The sequence below is a fragment of the Pseudarthrobacter cellobiosi genome, from assembly GCF_023913755.1.
GTDB classification, from domain to species: Bacteria; Actinomycetota; Actinomycetes; order Actinomycetales; family Micrococcaceae; genus Arthrobacter; species Arthrobacter cellobiosi.
Window position 1 is genome coordinate 48,515 of the sequence record NZ_JAMXBJ010000037.1, and the last position, 21,156, is coordinate 69,670.

At 66.6% G+C, this 21,156-nt stretch carries 20 protein-coding genes; 9 read left to right on the forward strand and 11 right to left on the reverse strand.

The window, feature by feature from the left end:
• Positions 1-22 precede the first annotated feature (22 nt).
• The 4 genes from NG696_RS06275 to NG696_RS06290 all read right to left on the reverse strand — a co-directional run bounded on the left by NG696_RS06275 (position 23) and on the right by NG696_RS06290 (position 5,159).
• Positions 23-1,177 (reverse strand): ABC transporter ATP-binding protein, encoded by a 1,155-nt coding sequence (locus NG696_RS06275; RefSeq protein ID WP_252566984.1) that lies wholly within the window; start codon positions 1,175-1,177, stop codon positions 23-25.
• Entirely contained in the window at positions 1,174-2,766 is a 1,593-nt protein-coding gene (locus NG696_RS06280) for an ABC transporter permease (RefSeq protein WP_252566986.1), read from the reverse strand. The genes NG696_RS06275 and NG696_RS06280 overlap by 4 nt, the downstream gene beginning before the upstream one ends.
• Before the next feature lie 4 nt (positions 2,767-2,770).
• Entirely contained in the window at positions 2,771-3,826 is a 1,056-nt protein-coding gene (locus NG696_RS06285) for an iron ABC transporter substrate-binding protein (protein WP_252574807.1), read from the reverse strand.
• Positions 3,827-3,995: 169 nt separating this feature from the next.
• On the reverse strand, positions 3,996-5,159 hold the full coding sequence (locus NG696_RS06290) for a glycoside hydrolase family 76 protein (RefSeq protein ID WP_252566990.1): 1,164 nt from the start codon (positions 5,157-5,159) through the stop codon (positions 3,996-3,998).
• A 102-nt stretch (positions 5,160-5,261) separates the two neighbouring features.
• On the opposite strand from NG696_RS06290, the gene NG696_RS06295 reads away from it, so the two are divergent.
• Together NG696_RS06295 and NG696_RS06300 are read left to right on the forward strand one after the other, a co-directional pair.
• On the forward strand, positions 5,262-6,071 hold the full coding sequence (locus NG696_RS06295; protein ID WP_252566992.1) for an SDR family NAD(P)-dependent oxidoreductase: 810 nt from the start codon (positions 5,262-5,264) through the stop codon (positions 6,069-6,071).
• Complete coding sequence (locus tag NG696_RS06300; RefSeq protein WP_252566994.1) at positions 6,068-7,318, forward strand: acyl-CoA dehydrogenase family protein; 1,251 nt, start codon at positions 6,068-6,070, stop codon at positions 7,316-7,318. Before NG696_RS06295 ends, NG696_RS06300 begins: the two co-directional genes overlap by 4 nt.
• A gap of 66 nt (positions 7,319-7,384) precedes the next feature.
• Here NG696_RS06300 and NG696_RS06305 read toward each other — a convergent pair whose 3' ends face one another.
• The gene (locus tag NG696_RS06305) at positions 7,385-8,221 is read right to left on the reverse strand and encodes a DUF1684 domain-containing protein (RefSeq protein ID WP_252566995.1); all 837 of its coding nucleotides are present in this window, start codon (positions 8,219-8,221) and stop codon (positions 7,385-7,387) included.
• Between the two features lie 212 nt (positions 8,222-8,433).
• Between NG696_RS06305 and NG696_RS06310 the strand changes: the two genes are divergently transcribed.
• Positions 8,434-9,114 (forward strand): NADPH-dependent F420 reductase, encoded by a 681-nt coding sequence (locus NG696_RS06310; RefSeq protein ID WP_252566997.1) that lies wholly within the window; start codon positions 8,434-8,436, stop codon positions 9,112-9,114.
• 152 nt (positions 9,115-9,266) lie between these two features.
• Positions 9,267-12,089, forward strand: a complete 2,823-nt coding sequence (ppc, locus tag NG696_RS06315; RefSeq protein WP_252574815.1) for a phosphoenolpyruvate carboxylase — start codon at positions 9,267-9,269, stop codon at positions 12,087-12,089.
• A gap of 51 nt (positions 12,090-12,140) precedes the next feature.
• On the opposite strand, the gene NG696_RS06320 is transcribed toward ppc, so the two are convergent.
• Positions 12,141-12,632 (reverse strand): hypothetical protein, encoded by a 492-nt coding sequence (locus NG696_RS06320; protein ID WP_252574816.1) that lies wholly within the window; start codon positions 12,630-12,632, stop codon positions 12,141-12,143.
• A 222-nt stretch (positions 12,633-12,854) separates the two neighbouring features.
• On the opposite strand from NG696_RS06320, the gene NG696_RS06325 reads away from it, so the two are divergent.
• On the forward strand, positions 12,855-13,160 hold the full coding sequence (locus NG696_RS06325) for a hypothetical protein (protein WP_252567002.1): 306 nt from the start codon (positions 12,855-12,857) through the stop codon (positions 13,158-13,160).
• A gap of 15 nt (positions 13,161-13,175) precedes the next feature.
• Here NG696_RS06325 and NG696_RS06330 read toward each other — a convergent pair whose 3' ends face one another.
• Positions 13,176-13,793: a DedA family protein gene (locus NG696_RS06330; protein ID WP_252567004.1), complete on the reverse strand. Its 618-nt coding sequence runs from the start codon at positions 13,791-13,793 to the stop codon at positions 13,176-13,178.
• A gap of 88 nt (positions 13,794-13,881) precedes the next feature.
• Positions 13,882-14,559: a hypothetical protein gene (locus NG696_RS06335; RefSeq protein WP_252567006.1), complete on the reverse strand. Its 678-nt coding sequence runs from the start codon at positions 14,557-14,559 to the stop codon at positions 13,882-13,884.
• A 584-nt stretch (positions 14,560-15,143) separates the two neighbouring features.
• Between NG696_RS06335 and NG696_RS06340 the strand changes: the two genes are divergently transcribed.
• Positions 15,144-15,677 carry an O-acetyl-ADP-ribose deacetylase gene (locus NG696_RS06340; protein ID WP_252567007.1) on the forward strand — a complete coding sequence of 178 codons (534 nt, stop codon included), beginning with the start codon at positions 15,144-15,146 and terminating at the stop codon, positions 15,675-15,677.
• On the opposite strand, the gene NG696_RS06345 is transcribed toward NG696_RS06340, so the two are convergent.
• Positions 15,662-16,669: an RluA family pseudouridine synthase gene (locus NG696_RS06345; protein WP_252567181.1), complete on the reverse strand. Its 1,008-nt coding sequence runs from the start codon at positions 16,667-16,669 to the stop codon at positions 15,662-15,664. The two genes, NG696_RS06340 and NG696_RS06345, sit on opposite strands and share 16 nt — an antisense overlap.
• 228 nt (positions 16,670-16,897) lie before the next feature.
• Between NG696_RS06345 and NG696_RS06350 the strand changes: the two genes are divergently transcribed.
• Together NG696_RS06350 and NG696_RS06355 are read left to right on the forward strand one after the other, a co-directional pair.
• Positions 16,898-17,575, forward strand: a complete 678-nt coding sequence (locus NG696_RS06350; RefSeq protein ID WP_252574817.1) for a winged helix-turn-helix domain-containing protein — start codon at positions 16,898-16,900, stop codon at positions 17,573-17,575.
• Positions 17,568-18,260, forward strand: coding sequence for an SRPBCC family protein (locus NG696_RS06355; protein ID WP_252574818.1), 693 nt, complete (start codon positions 17,568-17,570; stop codon positions 18,258-18,260). The genes NG696_RS06350 and NG696_RS06355 overlap by 8 nt, the downstream gene beginning before the upstream one ends.
• A gap of 142 nt (positions 18,261-18,402) precedes the next feature.
• On the opposite strand, the gene NG696_RS06360 is transcribed toward NG696_RS06355, so the two are convergent.
• Positions 18,403-18,978 carry a TetR-like C-terminal domain-containing protein gene (locus NG696_RS06360; protein WP_252567013.1) on the reverse strand — a complete coding sequence of 192 codons (576 nt, stop codon included), beginning with the start codon at positions 18,976-18,978 and terminating at the stop codon, positions 18,403-18,405.
• Between the two features lie 79 nt (positions 18,979-19,057).
• Between NG696_RS06360 and NG696_RS06365 the strand changes: the two genes are divergently transcribed.
• Positions 19,058-19,561, forward strand: coding sequence for a DUF4188 domain-containing protein (locus NG696_RS06365; RefSeq protein ID WP_252567014.1), 504 nt, complete (start codon positions 19,058-19,060; stop codon positions 19,559-19,561).
• Between the two features lie 17 nt (positions 19,562-19,578).
• Here NG696_RS06365 and yczR read toward each other — a convergent pair whose 3' ends face one another.
• A complete protein-coding gene (yczR, locus tag NG696_RS06370; RefSeq protein WP_252574819.1) occupies positions 19,579-21,126 on the reverse strand; it encodes a MocR-like transcription factor YczR in 1,548 nt (515 codons plus the stop codon).
• Positions 21,127-21,156 lie beyond the last annotated feature (30 nt).

The window sequence follows — 21,156 nt, forward strand, 5'->3', positions numbered from 1 at the left end:
AGTTACTGCTACTCAGTTGGGGTTAGTCGTCCAGCGGGAAGGCGACGGCTTCGCCAACCACCCGCAGGCAGAGCTCCATTCCGGGCCGGGCAATGGAGGCGTTCCAGTGGCGGATGGTGATGATTTCGCCGCCGCCGGGGTAGCGGTGGTCGGTGCCGGCCAGTTCGGGTGGCACAGAGAGTTTGAGGCGAACGGTGGTCTCCGGGCCGAAGTAGTCAGTATCCACCACCACGCCGCGGATGGGGCCATCCTCGGCAATGCGGATCTGCTCAGGACGCAGCATCAGCTGCACCCGGCCCTGGGCAGGCGGGCGGCGCACGGGAATTCCGCCCAGTGAGCACGTGGCCAGCGAGCCTTCCATCCAGGCGTCCAGGATGACGGCGTCGCCCAGGAACTCTGCGGTGGCGCGGTCGGCAGGGCGGGTGTAAACCACAAACGGGTTGCCGATCTGGGCCAGCTTGCCGCCGCGCATCACGGCCACCTGGTCCGCGAAGGACAGAGCCTCGGCCTGGTCGTGGGTGACCAGGATGGTGGTGACGCCGGCTTTGTTGAGGACCTTGGCCACGGCCCGCCGGGTTGCCACGCGCAGGCCGGCGTCGAGGGCTGAAAAGGGCTCGTCCAGCAGCATCAGTTCGGGTTCGCGGGCCAGTGCACGGGCCAGTGCCACGCGCTGCTGTTGCCCGCCGGAGAGCTGGTGCGGCCGGCGCTTGGCCATGGAGGTGTCCAGCGAGACCATGTCCAGCAGCTCGCTGATCCGGCCCGCCGCCCCGCGGCGGCCACCCGTCAGCTTGGCCGTGTCCAGACCGAACGCGATGTTCTGGCCCACAGTCAGGTGCGGGAAAAGAGCCCCGTCCTGGGCCACGTACCCCACCTGGCGCTTATGCGCAGGCAACCAGACGCCGTCGCCGGCCACCTTGGCGCCGTTGAGCGAGATGCTACCGGTGGCGGGGTGTTCAAAGCCCGCGATTAGCCGCAGCAGGGTGGTCTTGCCGGAGCCGGAGGGCCCCACGATGGCGGTGGTGCCGCCCTTGGCGACGGACAGGTTCACGCCCCTGAGGACGGCCTGGGACGCAAAGTTCTTGGTGACGTCGGTGATCTGCAGGTGGCTGTTGGTGGAGGGTGCCACGGACGGCGCGATCCGCGGTTCCGGAAGCCTGGAGGGGGATTGTTCGGTCACTGTCCGGCCACTTTCTTGGACTGCTGGAAGAGAAGGTAGGTCATGGGTGCCGAGAGCAGGATCATCAGCAGGGCGTAGGGGGCGGCGCCGGCGTAGTCGATCTCGCTGCTCTTGCTCCAGAACTCGGTGGCGAGCGTGCGGGTCCCGTTGGGGGATAGCAGGAGCGTGGCGGTCAGTTCGTTGGCAATGGCCAGGAACACCAAGGCCGCGCCGCCCGCGGCCGCCGGAGCGGTCAGCCGCAGCGTGACCCGGATGAAGGCCAGCAGCGGCGGTTTGCCCAGGGACTGGGCAGCTTCGTCGAGTTCCTTGGGGGCCTGGGACAGGCCGGCGCGGAGGGTGACCAGCGCCCGCGGCAGGAACAGCAGGACGTAGGCGGCCACGAGGACTCCGGCCGTTTGGTAGACGCCGGGGACCAGCCGGATGCTGACGGTGACGAACGCGAGGCCCACCACAATCCCGGGCAGGGAACTGGTGACGTAGTTGGAGAGCTCCAAGGACTTGCTGAACCAGCTGGGGTGCCGCACTGCAAGGAATGCCATGGGGAATGCGACGACGGTGGTCACCACCGCACCCGCCAGGCCGTAGCCGAGCGTGGTCAGGAGGGCCGGAGCGAACTCGTCGGCCGCCCAGATCGCGGAACCGCCCGCGACGATCCAGCGCAGGACGAAGAACACCGGCAGCCCGAAGGCCAGTCCCGTCAGCGCCAGCAGGGACAGCTGGGCCGGAACCTGGTACGCGTGCAGGGGCAGGCGCAATGCCCTCGCCTGGGCGCCGGATCCAATGCGGGCGTAGCGCGCAGTACCCCGGCCGCGGACCTCCACCACCAGCAGGATCAGGCAGAAAAACACGAGAACGCTGGCGAGCATGTTGCCGGCGGTCCCGTTGAACGTGGACTGGTACTGGACCATGATCGCGGTGGTGAACGTGTCGAATCGGATCATCGCGAACGCACCGTATTCGGCCAAGAGGTGCAGGGCCACCAGAAGGGCGCCGCCGGTCATGGCGATCCTGAGCTGGGGGAGCACAACGCGGAAGAAGACCCGCCAGTTGCCGAGGCCCAGTGCGGCGGCGGACTGTTCGATGGCCGGGTCCAGACGGCCGAGGGTGGCGGCTGCGGGGATGTACACCAGCGGGAAATAGGACAGCGTGGCGATCAGGACCCCCGAGCCCAAGCCGGCAAGGGACGGGACTGCCGAGACCCACGCGTAGCTGTTCACAAACGCGGGAATGGCCAGCGGCGCCGCCAGCAAAACCGCCCAGATTTTATGGCCGCGGAGCTTGGTCCGTTCCACCAGCCAGGCACCTCCGACGCCGAGGATGATGCTGAGCGGGACGGTGATCACCATGAGCAGCACCGTGTTGAGCAGGAGTTCGCCGACGCGCGGCCGGAAGATCAGTTCGACGGCGGTGTCCCACCCGGTTGCCGCCGTCATGTACACGACGTATCCCAGCGGAACGAGCGAAAACAATGCGATGAGCACTGCCAGGATGGACACCGTGGAAACGCCGAAAGGCGGGCGGGGGCTGGTGCCCCGGCCCGCCGTCGTCTTGCTCTCCGCTACAGGGGGAGCCGATAGATCAGTGGTCACTGAATTACAGGAGTCCTGCCTTGGTCATCAGCTCGGTGACCTTCGTGGAGTTCAGCTTGGCCGGGTCCACTGTGGGCGCCTGAAGTTCCTTGATGGGAACCAGCTTGTCGTTGGCCGGTACCTCGGAAGCGATGGCGTATTCGAAGGAGGTGCCGTTCTTGAGGACTTCCTGGCCCTTCTTGCCGGTGATGAACTTCAGGAACGCCTGTGCATCAGCAGCGTTCTTAGACGACTTCAGCACGCCGCCGCCGGAGACGGATACAAACGCGCCCGGGTCCTGGTTCTTGAAGTAGTGCGGGGTGACGTTCTTGGAGTTCTCGCCGGTCTTGGCCTGGTCGCCGTAGTAGTAGTAGTGGTAGATCAGGGCGGCGTCGACTTCGCCGGCGTTGACTGCCTTCATGGCGGTGCTGTTGCCCTTGTAGGCCGTGAAGTTTTCCTTCATCCCCTTGAGCCATTCCTCGGCTGCGGCTTCGCCCTTGAGTTCGAGCAGCGCGGCGACGATGGCCTGGAAGTCAGCGCCGGACGGTGAAGCGGCCCACTTGCCCTTCCACTCCGGGTTGGCCAGGTCCAGCATGGACTTGGGCAGCTTGTCTTCGCTGATCTTGTTCTTGTCGTATACCAGGACGGTGGAGCGGGCGGCGATGCCCGTCCACTTGTTGGTGCTCGGGCGGAACTCAGCGGGAACCTGCTCGGCGGTGGCCTTGTCGACGTCGGCAAAGAGGCCGGCGTTTTCAACCTGAGCCATCGCGGGGGAGTTTTCGGTGAGGAAAACGTCAGCCGGGGACGCTGCACCTTCTTGGACGATCTGGTTGGACAGTTCGGTGTCCGAGCCCTGGCGCATGGTCACCTTGACGCCGGTCTCAGCCGTGAAAGCGTCGATCCATTCCTTCGTCAGGCTCTCGTGCTGGGCGTTGTAGACCGTGATCTCGCCGGAAGCCTGGCCGTCTGCGGCGGAGGTGCCGGTGGCTGCCGGGGACGTGCTGCCGCCACAGGCGGTCAGTCCGAGGGCTGCGGTGGCGGCGAGTGCGATGCCGGCCAGAGCGCTGTTGCGGATCTTCATTGAGTGCTACTTTCTGGGGAAAAGTCTGGCGGACCGTGGGTCCTGGCGAGCCCGGAGTTAGGGTTGGCTCACTCGTGAAACTGTAGGTTAGCCATACCTAAGACACCAAGCAGCATTGCCCTTAAGTGAGCAGGATCACATGCATTACGGAACTGTTGCATGCCCTAATTTATTCACGGCTTTTGTGGATGGCCGCTGCGGCCTCCAACGCCATCCAGGCCTGCAGCTGGGTGGAAAGTTCGACGGCGGCTCCTGGCGGGTGGGTTGTGTCCGCCGGTTGTGCCGCGTGGATGGAGAACAGGACGCACCCAGCCGTGGCTGATGCCGCTCCGCGGCCGGTCGGCCGGCGGCCCGCCCAGAAGGCTGCGGCAGTAGCTGTCACGAGTTCCTTCGCGGTGTTGCGGGCGGACTCCGGGAGCCGGGCATCGACGGCGGCGAGTGCCAGGTACCGGCAGAGAATCCCGGTGAAGAGTCCGCCGTCGCCCGTTCCATCGCAGCGGAGGGTGCGCTGCCCCGGTACGGTGAGCTGGTTGGCGACCGCGTTCACCAGTGCCGCGGCCCGGGCGAGGTTGGCGTCGCCGCCGAGCTCCAGCAAGGCTCCCAGTACGGGGCCTTGGTTGTAGGTGTAGATGGTGCTCTCCACCATAACGTCGCCGGCCGGACTGAGCCGCGCCCCGTCAACATAGAGGCCCCGGGCCTCATCAAACAGCACGGCATTGAGCCAGTTCACCAACCGCTGCGCCTTGGCTTGCTGGCCTGTCCGGGCGTAGTAGAGCGCCACGGGGGCGGTGGCCGGGGTGTTTTTGAAGTCGCGCTTTTTGCTCCAGAAGGTCCCGCCGCCCAGGTCGTCGGTGGAGGCAGAATCGAACTGCAGTGTGAGGGTCTTGCGGACCCTGGCGCTGCGGCGGCGTCCGGGTTTACGCGTCTCCTCGGCCAGGCTTTGCAGGCGGTGCGACGCCAGCGCCAGCCATGCCATGTCGTCGTAGTAGTCGTTGACGAAGGTGAAGGCGTTGCGCAGCCGGATGCCCGTGACCAGCCTGGACGCAAGCTTGCCGGCGCTGGGGTGGTGTGGACCGTTGAACCTTGCCGCGGGGGTGGCTCCGTTGCCAAGTTCGCGGCGCCCGGCGTCCACCAGGCAGTCCAGGTAGTGCGCCTGCCACCAGTAGTGCCAGGGGTGGAGGAGGTTCTTCAGGTGTTTTGACGGCCATTGCACGGCGGCCAGGTGGGTTCCCGGCAGGAACAGCAGCCGCCGGCCGAAGAGCTCTGTGACGGAGCCGGCCGCCACGTTGGCCCGGTCTTGCCAGTCGGCGGGTTCGGCATCCGGCATGGTCATCCGTTCAGCCTAGTGGGTGCGGCTCGCAGGATTTTCAGTTAACATGCACTAACTAATGTTCCGCGCTGGTCTCCGGTGTTGGGACCGCATCAAGGAGGATGTATGGACGTCTTGGGTACTGTCGCGCTGATTACGGGTGGGGCGTCCGGGCTGGGGGCTGCCACAGCGAAGCGCCTGTTCGACGCCGGCGCCTCGGTGGTGCTGATCGACCTGCCGTCCTCTGCCGGTGCGGCCTACGCCGCCGAGCTCAACACCGCAGCGCTGAACGCCGCCGGCGGTTCAGGGGCACAAGCGGCCTTTGTCCCCGCGGACGTCACCAACGAAGCTGAGGTGCAGGCCGCAGTCAACACCGCTGTGGCGCTGGGGCCGCTCCGCATTGTTGTGAACTGCGCCGGCGTCGCCACCCCGGGCAAGGTCCTGGGCCGGGACGGAGTCCTTCCGCTGGACACGTTCAACCGCGTCATCCAGGTCAACCTCATCGGGACGTTCAACGTGCTGCGACTGGCAGCAGCGGCCATGGTTGCCACCGAACCGGTCAGCACTGAGTTGGGCGGCCCCGAGCGCGGCGTCATCATCAATACCGCCTCCGTGGCTGCCTTCGACGGGCAGATCGGCCAGCCGGCCTACGCCGCTTCCAAGGGCGCCGTCGCCGCGATGACGCTGCCGCTGGCCCGGGAACTGGCCCGATCGCTGGTGCGCGTGGTGACCATCGCCCCGGGCATCTTCGAAACACCCATGATGGCAACCCTCCCGCAGGACGCGCAGGATTCGCTGGGCCAGCAGGTCCCGCACCCGTCCCGCCTGGGCAAGCCGGCCGAATATGCCAGTCTGGTGGCCCACATTGTGCAGAACGCGATGATCAACGGCGAAACCATCCGGCTCGACGGCGCCATCCGAATGGGCCCGAAATGAGCCAGCCGGGCACCTCCGAGCCGGGCACCTCCGAACCGGCGATCGACGAACTGCCCACCGCCGATTTTTTCGCGTTTGAGTCCCTCCTCAACTCGAAGGAGCGGGCCAAGCTGGCCGAACTGCGAGAGTTCCTGGCGACGGAGATCGCCCCCTACGCGTCGGACTGGTGGAACAAGGCGGAGTTCCCGGCGCACATCCTGCCCAAGCTCGCCGCGCTGGAGCTGAGCACGCCGGCGCAGCGCGGCTACAGCAACCTTTTCGCCGGCCTGGTCATCGCCGAGATGACGCGCGTGGACACCTCGATCGCCACATTTTTCCTGGTACACCACGATCTGTTTGTGGAGTCGCTCTACGGTTTCGGTTCGGCCGGCCAGAAAGAGCGGCTGCTCGCGGACGCCTCAAGCCTGCGCATCACGGGCGCCTTCGCCCTCACCGAACCCGGCCACGGTTCCGACGTTGCCGGCGGGATGGAAACGAGTGCCCGGCGCATCTCCAGTGCCACGGGAGAGCCCGACGACGACGGCGACGCGTGGGTGCTCAACGGCGCCAAGCGCTGGATCGGGAATGGGACGTTCTGCGACTACATGCTCGTGTGGGCCAGGGACGAGGCCGTGGCTGCCAACGGGCATGGCGCGGTCCGAGGGTTCATCGTTGATGCTTCCTTGCCGGGTGTGAGCCGGAGCCGGATCGAGAACAAGATTGCGCTCCGGACCGTGCAGAACGCGGACATTGTGCTTAAGGATGTCCAGGTCGCCGAGGCCGACCGGTTCGCCGGCATCAGCAGTTTCGAGGACACCAACCAGCTCCTGCGCGGCTCGCGGATCATGGTGGCGTGGCAGGCGGTGGGGCAGCAGCTGGCGGCGTTCGACGTCGCCCGGCAGTACGCCGTCGAACGCCACCAGTTCGGCCGGCCGCTGGCGAAATTCCAGCTCATCCAGCAGCAGCTGGTCACCATGCTGGGCAACGCCGTAGCGAGCATGGCGATGATGGTGCGTATTGCCCAGCTGCAGGATGACGGCGTGGCGGATATGCCGCAGGTGGCCCTCGCCAAGTCCTACACCAGCGCCCGGATGCGCGAGACAGTGGCGCTGGGCCGGTCCATCCTGGGCGGCAACGGCATCGTGACCGACTACCGGATGGCCAAAATCTTCGCCGACGCCGAGGCCATCTACACCTACGAGGGCTCGTTCGAAATCAACACGCTCATTGTGGGCCGGGCGGTCACCGGCGTCTCAGCGATCGTCTGACCCACCATCTGGCGCGAAAGGACACTTGAGGCCCCGTTCCGCTGGGGCTTAAGTGTCCTTTCGCGCTCAATCAGCGAGGAGAGGTTGCTTTTCGCCGGCTTCGATCTTCGCGTCGAGGCTGTTGTTCTTCACGGGCATGGGGCAGGTACCGAACGGGGTGAAGGCGCTGGGGTAATTGATGGCGCGGTTGAAGTCCAGGACCACCGTGGCCTTCCCGGCCGCGTCAATGCGTGGCCGAGTCGTGGAGACCTTCCGCCACTCATCAGTTGATTCGCCGTTGGTCCCGTCATGGAACGTGATGGTCAGCGCGCCCAGTTTTTCCTCCTCGGCGTGCAGCCGGTACTGATGGTCGTTCCCCGGCAGCCGAAAAACCACCTCGCCCACCGAATAATGCACGCCGTCCACCAGCGGATTGGCCGTTCCGATCGGGACGGCCACCGGTTCGGGGTATGCCTCGAAGGCGGCCTCAACCACCAGGTCCGGGTTGTAGTCGAACGTGGGAACGCCGTCGAACTCCGTCAGCACCGGCGAGCCGGAATCGCGGGTCCGGATGGCGTACCGGTCCGCGCGCATGGCGAGTTCCACCACTACCTGCTGCCCGTCCGCGCCGCCGAACTGCACCCACATCAGGGATTCCTCGTTGGCGAGGGCGGCCGTAATGGTCCCGTCCACGGGCTCGCCGGTTTCCACCAGCGTCAGGCCGTCCTGCGCCGCAGCGGTGAGTGTCGCCGTCGTGCCGTCCGTGGACCAGAGGCCGGGGGCGAGTTCGACGCCGGCGGGCCGGGATTCCAGCCACTGGAAGGAGGTGAGCGTCAGCCAGCCGTGGCGGGTGGCGAGGGCCTTGTTCCGGTTCGTGCGGAAACGCTGCCAGCGTTCCCGCTGCGCGGTTGCGGTGGTGTCCATGGTTCCTCCCAAAGGGTTCTGATTCCCCGGCTACAACTTCAAGGCCTACAACCCGGCGCAGACGCTGTCCATTCCATCACGGACCGCCGCGGAGCACCACGGACCTAGCGCCGCGTTGCTGCCGCAGACCTTGTCTTGCAGGCGGCGGAGAGTAACGTCGAAGGCGACGGAACCTCGTTTCCGGACTCCCAACGGCTGACCTCGGAGGAACCATGAAAATCGCGGTCCTGGGCGCGGGTTTCGCGGGCCGGACCCTCGTGGGCGCGCTGTCCGCGCTGGGGCACGACGTGGTGGTGGGCACCCGCGACCCGGGGGAGACTCTCGCCCGCAGCGCGCCCGACGCCATGGGCGCGCCGCCCTTCAGCGAATGGCACGCAGCGAACCAGCACATAGCCCTGGAAACGTTCGCGGAGGCCGCAGCCGCGGCGGAACTGATAGTCAATGCAACGAACGGAGCGGGCGCACTCAGTGCCCTCAGCGCCGCGCGTTCGGCCAACCTGTCGGGGAAAGTGGTGGTGGACGTTTCCAACCCGCTCGACTTCTCCCAGGGCATGCCGCCGGTGCTGAGCCCGGTCAACACGGACAGCAACGCCGAACGGATCCAGCACGCGTTTCCGGAGGCGCGGGTGGTCAAAACCCTGAACACCATGAACGCAGGGCTGATGGTTGACCCAGGACGGCTGGGCGGCGGGGACCACTCGGTGTTTGTCTCCGGCGACGACGCCGGTGCCAAGAACTCCGTGACGGCGCTCCTCCAGGAGCTGGGCCACCGCGATATTATTGACCTCGGAGACATCACCACCGCTCGCGGAGCGGAGATGATGCTCCCGGTGTGGCTGCGCCTGTGGTCGGCGTTGGGGACTCCGGATTTCAATTTCAAGATCGTCCGCTGACGTCCGGCGCGGCAGGGGCGGAGACCGGCGCAATATCTGAGACGGATTCCGCCTTCGCCATCCCGTGCAGGTAGCATCGATAGCTAGTAACGTGGCTCACAGTATCCAGCGCAGTGTACGAGCCAAGTCCGAACCCTCGAAAGACAGTTTCCATGGCTAACACTGCAATGAACTCCGCAACCGACCTCGCCTCTGAACTGAGGGCCGACGTCCGGCGCGTCTCCACGCTGCTGGGTGAATCCCTGGTCCGCCAGCACGGCCCCGAACTCCTTGCTCTGGTGGAGCAGGTCCGCCTCCTCACCAAGGAGTCCAAGGAAGCCGCCCGCGGCGGTGCCGATGCCACCGGACCATGGAGCGCGCACGACGTCGTCGAACAGGTCCGCGAACTGCTCGGCTCCCTGCCGATCGAGCAGGCCACCGACCTGGTGCGAGCGTTCGCGTTCTACTTCCACCTTGCCAACGCGGCCGAGCAGGTCCATCGGGTCCGCGGCCTGCGGACCCGGCAGGAGAAGGACGGGTGGCTGGCCAAGGCTGTCACCGAAATCGCCGCCAAGGCGGGGCCCGAAGTCCTGCAGGAAGTGGTCAACGGGCTGGACGTCCGCCCCATCTTCACCGCCCACCCCACCGAGGCTTCGCGCCGTTCCGTGCTGGACAAGATCCGCAAGCTCTCTGATGTCCTGGCCGAGCCCACGAAGGAAGGCACCACCGCGCGCCGCCGGCAGGACCGCCAGCTTTCGGAGGTCATCGACCAGATGTGGCAGACCGATGAACTGCGCCAGGTACGCCCCACCCCGGTGGACGAGGCCCGCAACGCGATCTACTACCTTGGCGGCATCCTGACCGACGCCATGCCCGAGATGCTCTCGGATTTCTCGGAACTGCTCGGTGAGCACGGGGTCAGCCTTTCGTCCCAGGACGCACCCATCCGGTTTGGGTCCTGGATCGGCGGCGACCGGGACGGCAATCCCAACGTCACGGCGGCGGTCACCCGGGAAATCCTGCAGATCCAGAACCAGCACGCCGTCCGCATCAGCATCGCGATGATGGACGAGCTGATCTCCATCCTGTCCAACTCCACCGCCTTGTCCGGTGCGGACCAGACCCTGCTGGACTCCATCGACGCGGACCTGAAGAAGCTGCCGGGCCTGGACCGGCGCGTCCTGGAGCTCAACGCCCAGGAGCCCTACCGCCTCAAGCTCACCTGCATCAAAGCCAAGCTCATCAACACGGGCAAGCGGGTGGCCGCGGACTCCACGCACGAGCACGGCCGTGACTACAGCTCCACCGAGGAACTCCTCAACGACCTCGAACTGCTGGAGCTGTCCCTCCGCAACCACTCGGCGTCGCTTGCTGCCGACGGCGCGTTGGCCCGTGTCCGCCGTGCCGTCGCGTCCTTCGGCCTGCACCTGGCCACATTGGACATCCGCGAACACGCCGACCACCACCATGACGCCGTTGGCCAGCTGATGGACCGGCTGGGCGGGCCCGGCATCCGCTATGCCGAACTGAGCCGTGAGGAACGCTTCGAGGTGCTCGGCTCGGAGCTCGCCTCACGCCGGCCGCTCTCCGGCCACCCGATCAAGCTCGACGGCGTCGCTGACGGCACGTACGACGTCTTCCGCGAGATCCGCCGCGCCCTGCGCACGTACGGTCCGGACGTCATCGAGACCTACATCATTTCCATGACCCGCGGCGCGGACGACGTCCTGGCCGCGGCCGTACTGGCCCGCGAGGCAGGCCTGATCAACCTGTTCGGTGAATCTCCCTACGCCAAGATCGGGTTCGCGCCCCTGCTGGAGACCGTTGAGGAACTGCGTGCCTCGGCGGAGATCGTGGACCAGCTGCTGTCCGTTCCGTCCTACCGCGACCTGGTCCGGCTGCGCGGCGACGTCCAGGAAATCATGCTGGGCTACTCGGACTCCAACAAGGAATCCGGCGTGATGACCAGCCAGTGGGAGATCCACAAGACCCAGCGCAACCTGCGCGACGTGGCGGCCAAGCATGGCGTCCGAGTCCGGTTGTTCCACGGCCGCGGCGGTTCCGTGGGCCGTGGCGGCGGACCCACTTACGACGCCATCATGGCCCAGCCCAACGGCGTGCTGGAAGGCGAGATCAAGTTCACTGAGCAGGGCGAGGTCATCTCGGACAAATACTCGCTGCCGGAGCTGGCCCGGGAAAACCTGGAGCTGTCCCTCGCGGCAGTGCTTCAGGGCTCGGCCCTGCACCGGGATCCGCGCACGTCGGACGACCAGCGCGAACGGTACGGGCACGTTATGGAAATCATCTCCGACGGCGCCTTCGACCGGTACCGGAACCTGATCGACCATCCTGACCTGCCCGCGTACTTCCTGGCCTCCACTCCGGTGGAGCAGCTGGGCTCGCTGAACATCGGCTCCCGCCCGTCCAAACGCCCGGATTCCGGGGCAGGGCTTGGCGGCCTGCGTGCCATCCCCTGGGTGTTCGGCTGGACCCAGTCCCGGCAGATCGTCCCGGGCTGGTTCGGTGTGGGCTCGGGCCTGAAGGCTGCCCGCGAGGCCGGAAACTCCGCCCAGCTGGTGGAGATGATGCAAAACTGGCACTTCTTCCGGTCCGTTGTCTCCAATGTGGAGATGACGCTGGCCAAGACGGACATGGACATCGCCGGGTACTACGTGGCCACCCTGGTTCCCGAGGACCTGCACCACATTTTCCGGGCCATCCGCGAAGAGTACGAACTCACGGTCACCGAGATCCAGAACCTGACCGGCGAGAACGTGCTCCTGGACGCCCAGCCGACGCTCAAGCGTTCGCTGGAGATCCGGGACCAGTACCTGGACCCCATCAGCTACCTGCAGGTGGAGCTGCTTCGCCGCATCCGGGCCACCCAGGGCGCCGAAGGCGAGAGCATCAGCGGTGCCGAGATCGACGAACGGCTCCAGCGGGCCATGCTGATCACTGTCAACGGCGTAGCGGCAGGCCTGCGCAACACGGGCTAGGACCCATGTTGCACAGCCAGCGGCCCGCTGACCTCTCGGAACGGATCGCTCTTACGGTTCGGGGCAGTGAACATTCGGGTTGTAGGTTGCCAGGACGCCGTCCGGATTACCTTGCCACAGGTATGCATGGAGGTCGTAGTGGATCGGCATGCCGGGAGCGTGCCCGAGCATGGGTCCGTCGAATGCCTTGCCGAACATGCTCGGCCGGTCTGTGTCGGTCGCCAGGTCCTGGTCGGCGTCGACCTTAAACCACTCCGCTGCGACCAGTCTGAGCTGGCCCGTTTTGTTCGCTGCATACGTCAGTGCGTCCGGGACCAATGGATCCATCTGACCGAACTGGCTGAAGTTGACGTAGTGAAAGCCCATTCCTGGAACGCACTCACCCACGGGCTGGTAGCCCGCGGCAATGGCCGCACTAACGTCGTGATATTGGGCTGTGGCCTGTCGCACTTCGGCCAGGTCACTCCGGCTGTCGGCGGAAGCGACGCCGATCCCTAACATTGATGCCAACATGCCTGCCGATACCGCCGCAATCACTCGCATTGTGGTCCGTCTCATGTTCAGTCTTCTTTCTTGATGATTGTCAGGTGTGACGATGAGACCGAGGCCACATACTAGTCCTGTCCCGCTCGGAAAACCATGGGGTGGGGGTGCGATTCCTGACGGACCTCGGCAGCTGCTTGAGGTTCTTTGCCTGCCGCTGGCGCTGTCCCGCTGTCCCACCACAGGGAAGGGACCAGGAACACCCCGTATTAGGGTTGACGCATGCCTTCGTTCCAGACCCGCCTGAAAATCACCGGACTGAAACCTGGCAACCCGCCGGAAGCCGTGATGGCCGCCGCGGTCGAGGCATTGGAGACCCGTCACCATGTGGAATCCAACCAGATCGAACTTTCCGCCGGCGTCCCCCAACTGAACCTCCGATTCCTTGTGGAGGCGACCGAATACGGCGGTGAGAACCAGCAGGCGCGCGAATCGGCAGCGATGATGCGCGACGCCGTGGAACGCGTTGCGCTCACCGGCGCACTGACGGTGCTCCGCCGCAACCGCGGCCGCTGGGCGCCTGTCTAGCTCACTCGCCCTAGCTCACTCGCCGGGTGCGGGCTCGTCCACCGGTGAGCGCGTGCCGCGCCGGCGGGTGACAATGATGCCGACGACGGCGCCGATCACCAGGCCCAGCACCACGCCTATCAGCGAACTCGCCCAGAACGGCAGCTTGGTTGCCGATCCCGTGAAGTAGCCCAGGCCCACCAGCCAGCTGGCCCAGAGGACCGCGCCGAGGCCGGCGCACAGGCTGAAACCCCGGGCCGAAACGTCGGCGATGCCCGAAGCCGCCGACGTCGCCAACCGCCCGCCGGGGATGAAGCGGGCGCCGATGATGGTTCCGTAGGTGGAGGAGCGGCCGGCCTTGGCGATGGCCGCATGGATGCCGTGGTGGACTTTCCGGCCCCAGCGCCAGCGGTCCAGGACGTGGCTGAGCCGGCGCTTGAAGAGCTGGAATACCACCATATCGCCGACCCAGGAGGCCACCGCGGACAGTGCCCCCACCAGGAAGACGTTGGCCCGGCCGTCGGCCGAGAGGGCGCCGCCGGTGATCACCACCATCTCTGAGGGGATGGGCGGGAAGATGGCATCGCCGAGGACCACGGGGATGATCCAGAAGTAGATCGCCGCCCCCCAGCTGTCCGCGTTCCCAAAGTCCATGGCCACAAAGTACCGCACTTTTGCGCGGCAGCACGGCCTGAGGCGGCCGGGGGCACGGACTCGCCGGGCGTTGGGTTCAGCGAGTGCCTCAGTACCCGGTGCCGATGTTCCGGCGGCGTGGACGTGGGGCTCCGCCGGGAACTTCCCTGGGGACGTGGCTGAGGTGCCGGGCCGCGAGGAAATACCAGTACGGCCAGGCGACCCACGCTGTGGCGCCAAAGGCTATTCCCGCCCCGCCGATGCCCCAGCGGATCCAGGCCGGCGCCTGTTCCACCGCGGTCAGCGCCGCCAGGGGCAACGCCACCACCAAGGCGCCGCCAATGAACTGTCCCAGCTTCGCGAGATCCCGGGGATAGCTGCCCCTCGTGAGCAGTGCCCGGTGGGCCAGCAGGAACCAGCCGGCCTGGACCATCATTGCCCCCACCGAGATGCCAGTGGACACCGTGAAATCGAGCTTCTTCGCGACCAGGAGAAACGAGCTTGCTGACCCTGCGCCGCTGGCCGCGATCACCAGCCATTTGGCGGCCTCGGAGCCGGGTGTGCGGCGCAGGCGCCGGTGAACCTGGACGATCACCGGGATGATCACCAACTGGAAGACGCCGCCGGTGGCATCGTTGATGGTGCCGAAGACGTAGGGTCCGTTCTTTGGCACTTCGATGGCGTACATGGCGCCCAGTGATGCCACGCCTACGACGCCCACGCCGGCGGCCGCGTAGGCGAACTTGGCCGCCGTGCGGTCTCCGGGGATTTCGATGAGGGTATCCATGATGATTCCTCGCTCAGTGCGGATGCTTGATCAGTGCGGATGGAACGCGGACACAAGCTCGCTCAGCTGGCTTGAGGGCAGAACAACAAGTTCGCCCTCCAATCGGCTGGCAAACACAACACGCGATACCCCCAGATAACCATCGTGGCACTGGGGCGCATCATGTCAAGTCAATTTAGTAACAGGGATTCTTGAGGTTTATATACCGGCAATAAGTCCACATACTGGTCAATCAGCATGGCGCCGGGTGTCATTCAAGAAGGGCCTGCCGGCATCAACTCACCCGCTCAGGAAACTGCCGGCTACGCGCTGGCAGTGCTTTCTGAGGCATTCAGCACATCCAGCCCACGCTGCACAGCCCCGATGCTTTCTTCGGCATCGCCGGCCGTCTCCACGATTTCCTGGTCCTGGTCCTGGTCCTGGTCCGTGCCCGGATGACTGGAGATCAGGCGTGCCCGTACGCGATGGTTCTGGGCAGGGCCTCATCCAGGGCGCCTCCGTCCACCCGCGAGGCCTGGTTGCGTGCCTCGGCTGCCGTGATGCGGGGCCTATGAGCCGCACCCCGTAGGTGGGAAACTGGCGGCATGCGGATCACCATCCTCCAAGGCGATATCACCACCCGCACCGTTGACGCGATCGTGAATGCGGCCAACTCAGCGTTGCTGGGCGGCGGCGGTGTGGACGGGGCCATCCACAGGGCCGCCGGGCCGGAACTGCTGGCCGCCTGCCGCGAACTGCGCGAAACGGACCTGCCGCACGGGCTGGCGCCCGGAGCCGCCGTCGCCACGCCTGGATTCCGGCTGCCGGCACGCTGGGTCATCCACACCGTAGGGCCCAACCGGCATGCCGGCCAGACCAACCCGGCGCTGCTGGTTTCCTGCTTCAGCGAAAGCCTGCGGCTGGCGGATTCGCTGGGCGCGGCTTCCATCGGATTCCCGGCGGTGGGCGGGGGAGTGTACGGCTGGGACGGGCGCCAGGTGGCGGAGGCCGCGTACGACGCCGTCACAGGGTTTGGTGCCTCGCATCCGTCCAGCGCGCTCGAGTTGGCGGAGTTTGTGCTGTTCAGCCCCGAGATGGAGCAGGCCTTCAAGACCGTGTTTGATCAGCGCGGTGTTTGAGTAGCCTCGCTCAGGTGGAGCCCGCTGCGGTACTCCACGGGCTTCTTGCTGATGGGGTCCACAAAGCGGATGCCGCGTGCCAGGAGCTGCAGTGGCTTGGAGTAGTCGTCCGGGGCCTTGTCCAGCAGGTCCGGATAAAAAGCGTCGTTCACGATGCCCAGGCCCAGCGAGGCCATGTGCACCCTCAGCTGGTGCGTTTTTCCGGAGTGCGGCTCCAGCCGGTAGCGCGCCAGGCGGGCTGGGTTGGTTTCGGCGCCGGTGCCAGCGGCAGGGGTGCCAGGCACGCGGGTGCCAGCGGCACCTGCTGAAGTGCCGCCGTCGAACGTTTCCAGCCGTTCGATCCGGGTCTCCGCGTTCGGCTCGCCCTCGATCACTTCGGCCAGCAGGTAGCTGCGGGATTTGGTCATCCGGTTCCGGACCACCACGGGGAATTTGACGGCAGCGTGGCCGGCGGCGGGCTCCGCGGCGGAGACGCACTCGTATTCCTTCTGCACCTGCCGCTTCTCGAAGAGCACTTGGTAATTTCCGCGCGTTTCGGGATTGGTGGACAGCAGCAGCACGCCGGCGGTCATCCGGTCCAGGCGGTGCATGGGGATCAGGTCCGGCAGGCTGAGCTGGTTCCGGAGCCGAACGAGGGCCGATTCCTGGATGTAGGTGCCGCCGGGGGTGGTGGGCAGGAAGTGCGGCTTGTCCACCACGAGGAGGTGGTCGTCCTGGTGCAGGATGCTGATTTCCACCGGGATACGGGTCTCCGGCGGCAATGAGCGGTAGTACCAGATGAAGGTGTGGTCCTCGAGCCTGGTGGCCCTGTCCAGGGCGACGCCGCCCTCGCCGACGATCTCGCCGGCGTCGAACCTGTCCTCGATGCCCTGCGGATCGATGTGGCCCCAGCGGTGCATCATGTAGTCCATCGCGGTGGTCCACGGCCCCTCGTCCGGGAGGCGCAGGCGGGTGGCGTTGACGCCTTCGCGCACGGGGAGGGGGGATTGCATCACCGGTCCATTCTACTTTGCCGGTTCCTTTGGCCTCACCTCGCCCCGCCCCCCCAGCCCGCGCCCGCCCCCCAGCCCGCGCCCGTTTAGACGGTTCCCTGCGCACTCGATGGTTGGACCCATCGATTGGGCAGGGAACCATCGAATCGGAGCACGATTCCGGCGATCTCGGCACCGACGGAAAAAAAGTTCTTGACAATAAAAGTTGTCGGTTGGCAGGATGGAAGCATGTTGGACATCGAAGTGATCGAGGACCCGGCCGCGGCGGAAGCGTCGCTGGACCCGATCCGGACCCGCATCCTCCGGGAGCTCGCGGAGCCCGGGTCGGCCACGCAGCTTGCCGCCAAGGTAGGCCTGCCGCGGCAGAAGGTCAACTACCACCTCAAGGCCCTCGAGCGGCACGGGCTGGTAGAACTCGTGGAGGAGCGGCGCAAGGGGAACGTCACCGAGCGTGTCCTCCAGGCGACGGCGGCCTCCTACCTGATTTCTCCGGTGGCCCTCGCATCGGTGGCACCGGATCCGCACCGGTTCTCGGACCGGTTCTCGGCCTTCTGGCTGCTGGCGCTCGCGGGCCGGATGGTCCAGGAGGTGGGGAAGCTGATCGCGGGAGCCGCGGCCGCGAGGCAGAAGCTGGCCACCTTCGCGATCGACGGCGAGATCACCTTCCGGACGGCCGCGGACCGGGCCGCGTTTGCCGAGGAACTCGGCGTCGCCGTGACCCGCCTGGTGGACAAATATCACGACGGCGGCGCGGCCGTCGGCCCGGGCGGCACCCCGGCGGGCGGCTCGCCCCCAAATGGCACTTCGGCGGGGGGCGGACGAAAGCACCGGCTCGTCGTCGCTCTTCACCCCGTTCTCAAAACCCCCATCAAACCCCTCTCAGCGAAGGAGCAGGACAATGACTGACAACCGTGAATTTGAGATCGTGTACGACACCGAACTGCCCGGCACGCCCGAGCGTGTCTGGGAAGCCGTGACAAGTGGAACGCCGGCGTGGATGTTCCCCACGGACCAGTGGCCGGACGTCAAGACCGTGCAGGAGCATCCCACGCATCTCGTCTCCCGGATGGACGGCCCGGATGGCTGGTTCAACCAGCTGGAGCACATCCTGGAGCCGCTCGACGGCGGCCGCGCCCGGCTGCACTATGTCCACAGCGGGATCTTCGCCGACAACTGGGACGAGCAGTACGACGGCGCCAGCAAGCACACGGCGTTCTACCTGCACACGCTCGGCCAGTACCTGCAGCACTTTGACGGCAAGCCGGTCGTGTTTACGGACATCCAGTCTCCGGCAGCGTCGCAGACCCCGGACGGTTTCGACCACCTGAAGAAAGCTATGGGTGTGGATTCTGCGGCGCAGGGTTCCGCTGTTGAGCTGGAGCTCGACGGCGTGGGGCGGCTGTCCGGGGAAGTGGACTTCTCCAACAAGCACTTCCTGGGCCTGCGGACGTCGGATGCGATGTACCGGTTCTTCGGCCGCAACGCATTCGGCGCGCCGGTGGGTATGACTGTGCACGACTTCAGCGGCAGCGGTGACTCTTCAACGACCGCCGAGGCCTGGAGCGGCTTCCTCGAAAAGGTCTACGCGTAAGGGCTCCTGAGCCCGGCACCCGAATATCGACTCGCACATTATCTGGCGCACTGGGAAATCCACCTGCGTCAGATAATTTGCGCGTCGCGGGCGGATCGGCGCGTCGGGAAAGTCCGCACGGGCGCTCGCGAATGCAGCGGGGTCAGGCGGCCCAGCCGCGGGCGACGGCGTCGAGGGCTGCGTTGTATGCGGCAGCCCAGTCTGCGTCCGGCGGGCCCACCTGGGCCAGTTCCAGGCTCACGAGGCCGTGGACCTGCCCCCAGATTGCGACGGCGACCATTTCCACGGGTGCCTGCAGTATAGTGCCCGCGGACTGGGCGGAGGCCACTGCTTCCATCAGAGGCTCCATGGCATCGGCGGCAGCATCGGGGCTTGGCTGGCAATCGACGTAGGCGGCCAGCGCGCCACCGAACATAAGCCGGTAGAGTGCCCGATGCTCCAGCGCCCAGGTCCGGTAGGCCGCGCCGAGTCCCCGAAGTCCGCCAGGGGCCGCGGCGACCTGTGAGTCGCGGAAGGACCGAAATCCGTCGTCCACGACGGCCGTCAGGAGCTGGGATTTTCCGCCGAACAGCGAGTAGACGGCCGTTGTGGACGTTCCGGCCGCCGCTGCCACGTCCCGCAGATTCACGCGTGCGGGACCGTCGCGGTCCACCAGGTCGGCCGTAACGGCCAGCAGGCCCTGCCTGAGGGAATCGTTATGCACTACGGGTCTTGCCATGGAGTCCATTGTTTCATAACCTTGTTTCGTAACGTTGTTATGAAACAAGGTCATGAAACCGCGAACCGAAGGAGTTCCCATGGCGCAGAAAGTATTTCCGGGCCGGTACACCGCTGACCCGGGCCGCGAATCAGTCACCGTCTTCCTGATCGGCATGCGGGCGAACCGATGGTGGAAGATCGGGACTGTCGGCAAGGTGGCTGCCGCCATGCCGAGGATGCTCCAGCACCTGGCCGCCGACCCCACGGCAGGAATGCTCGGCTGTGAGCAGTGGTTCGGGCGCACCACCATCCTGCTCAGCTACTGGGAGAGCCCCGAGCACCTGCGGAAGTTCGCCGCGGACCGGGAGTCCCCGCACCTGGAACCGTGGCGACGATTTATGAAGGAACTCTCCGGGACAGGGGACGTCGGCGTCTGGCATGAGACGTACCAGGTGCCGGCCGGCGGGATCGAGGTTGTCTACAACGGGATGCCGGAGTTTGGGCTGGCCAAGGCGACGGCTCATGTCCCGGTCGGGGCCGGGACCAATACGGCCAAGCAGCGGATGGGCCGGCCCGCAGGCCGCGGTGCCAGCGGCAGCTGATCCCGAAAGCCCACCCGTCACGCGATAGCCAGGGCCGGCGCGTTCTTCAGGGTCCGGCGGAGCTGCGGGGCGGCGTCGAGCCGGTCCTGGGCTGAGCGCAGGGCCAGGACGGCGGTCTCCAGCTGGTCCGGCGGCAGAGTGAAAGGCACCCGGAGGTAGCGTTCGAACGCGCCGCCGATGCCAAACCGCGGCCCGGCGGCCAGCCGGATACCAAAGTCCGGAGCGATGATCGTCAGCGCCGTGCTGACCGGTGCTGGCAGCCTGCACCAGACGGACAGTCCGCCGGCCGGGCGCGCCGTTTCCCAGTCCGGCAGGTGTCCGGCAAGGAGCTCCAGAAGTGCGGTGCGGTTGTCCCGGAGGGCGCTAAGCCGTGCGGGAAGCGGCTCGTCGAGTGCGCGGACCAGGTGGGCGGCCGCCAACTGTTCCATAAGCGGTCCGCCCAGATCCAGGGACGTCCGTGCCGCCGCAAAGCGCTGGATCATGGCTTCGGAGGCGCGGATCCAGCCTGTCCGAAGTCCGGCCCAGTGGGATTTGCTGAGCGACCCGATGGTGACCACGGCGGGACTGAAGGCTGCCACGGGGCTGGTTTCGACGCCGTCGAGGTTCAGCTCGCGGAGGGTCTCGTCCACCACCAGAACTGTCCCCGCCGCCGCGGCCGCCCGGACCAGTTGGCGGCGCTGGACATCGGGCATCAGCTGCCCGGTTGGGTTGTGGAAGTCCGGCACCACGTACGCCATCCTGGGACGCTGCTGTGTCATGGCGGCCTGCAGTGCGTGAATGTCCCAGACCAAGGGGGGTGGACCGCCGTCGGCCCTGCCGGTGCCTGAGCCATGGGCTGCGGTGAACGCCACCGGAATGGGCCGGCAACCGGCCGCGCGGATGGCATCGAGGGCGTTCGGGTAGCTGGGGTGTTCCACCAGCACCCTGTCCAGCCGGGCCGCCAAAGCGCGGATGATGATATTCAGGGCGTGCTGCGCGCCCGATGTCACCAGGATCTGTTCGGCAGTGGTCGGCACCCCGGCCGCCGTATAGCGTGCCGCCACCGCCTCGCGCAGGGGGCGTAGCCCACTGGCGTCGTAGCCGAAGCCCGGCAGCAGTGCGGGAAGTTCGGTGAGGGCGGCCGCGAACGCGCGATGGACCACCTCGCCGCTGGCCGGCAGCGATGCGTAGGCGAGGTCAATCAGCCCCTCCGGTGCCGCGAGCCCCGGAGACGTTGTTCCGGGCGTCCGCCCCGCGGTTGTTAGGCCAGCGTCCGTGAGCACCGTGAGCACCGTGGTACCCAGGGGCGTCAGGCGCGGAATCCGGGTCCGGCCCCGGCTGCCTTGCCCGCTGCTGAGCAAACCCTGCCCGCGGAGGTGCCCGTAGGCAGCTGTCACAGTGGTGCGGCTGACGCCCAGCGCCTCAGACAGCGCCCGCTCGCTGGGCAGCGCCGTGTCCAGGGCAACCCTGCCGTCAAGGACCAGGAGGCGGACGACGTCGGCCAGCTCGCGGTAGGCGGGCGCGACACCGAGGTGCCACTCGCCCAGGAGACGGGCCAGTGCGGACGGGTTCAGCGAAGGGGACATGAGGCCAGTATCCCAGACTGGCTATGTAAT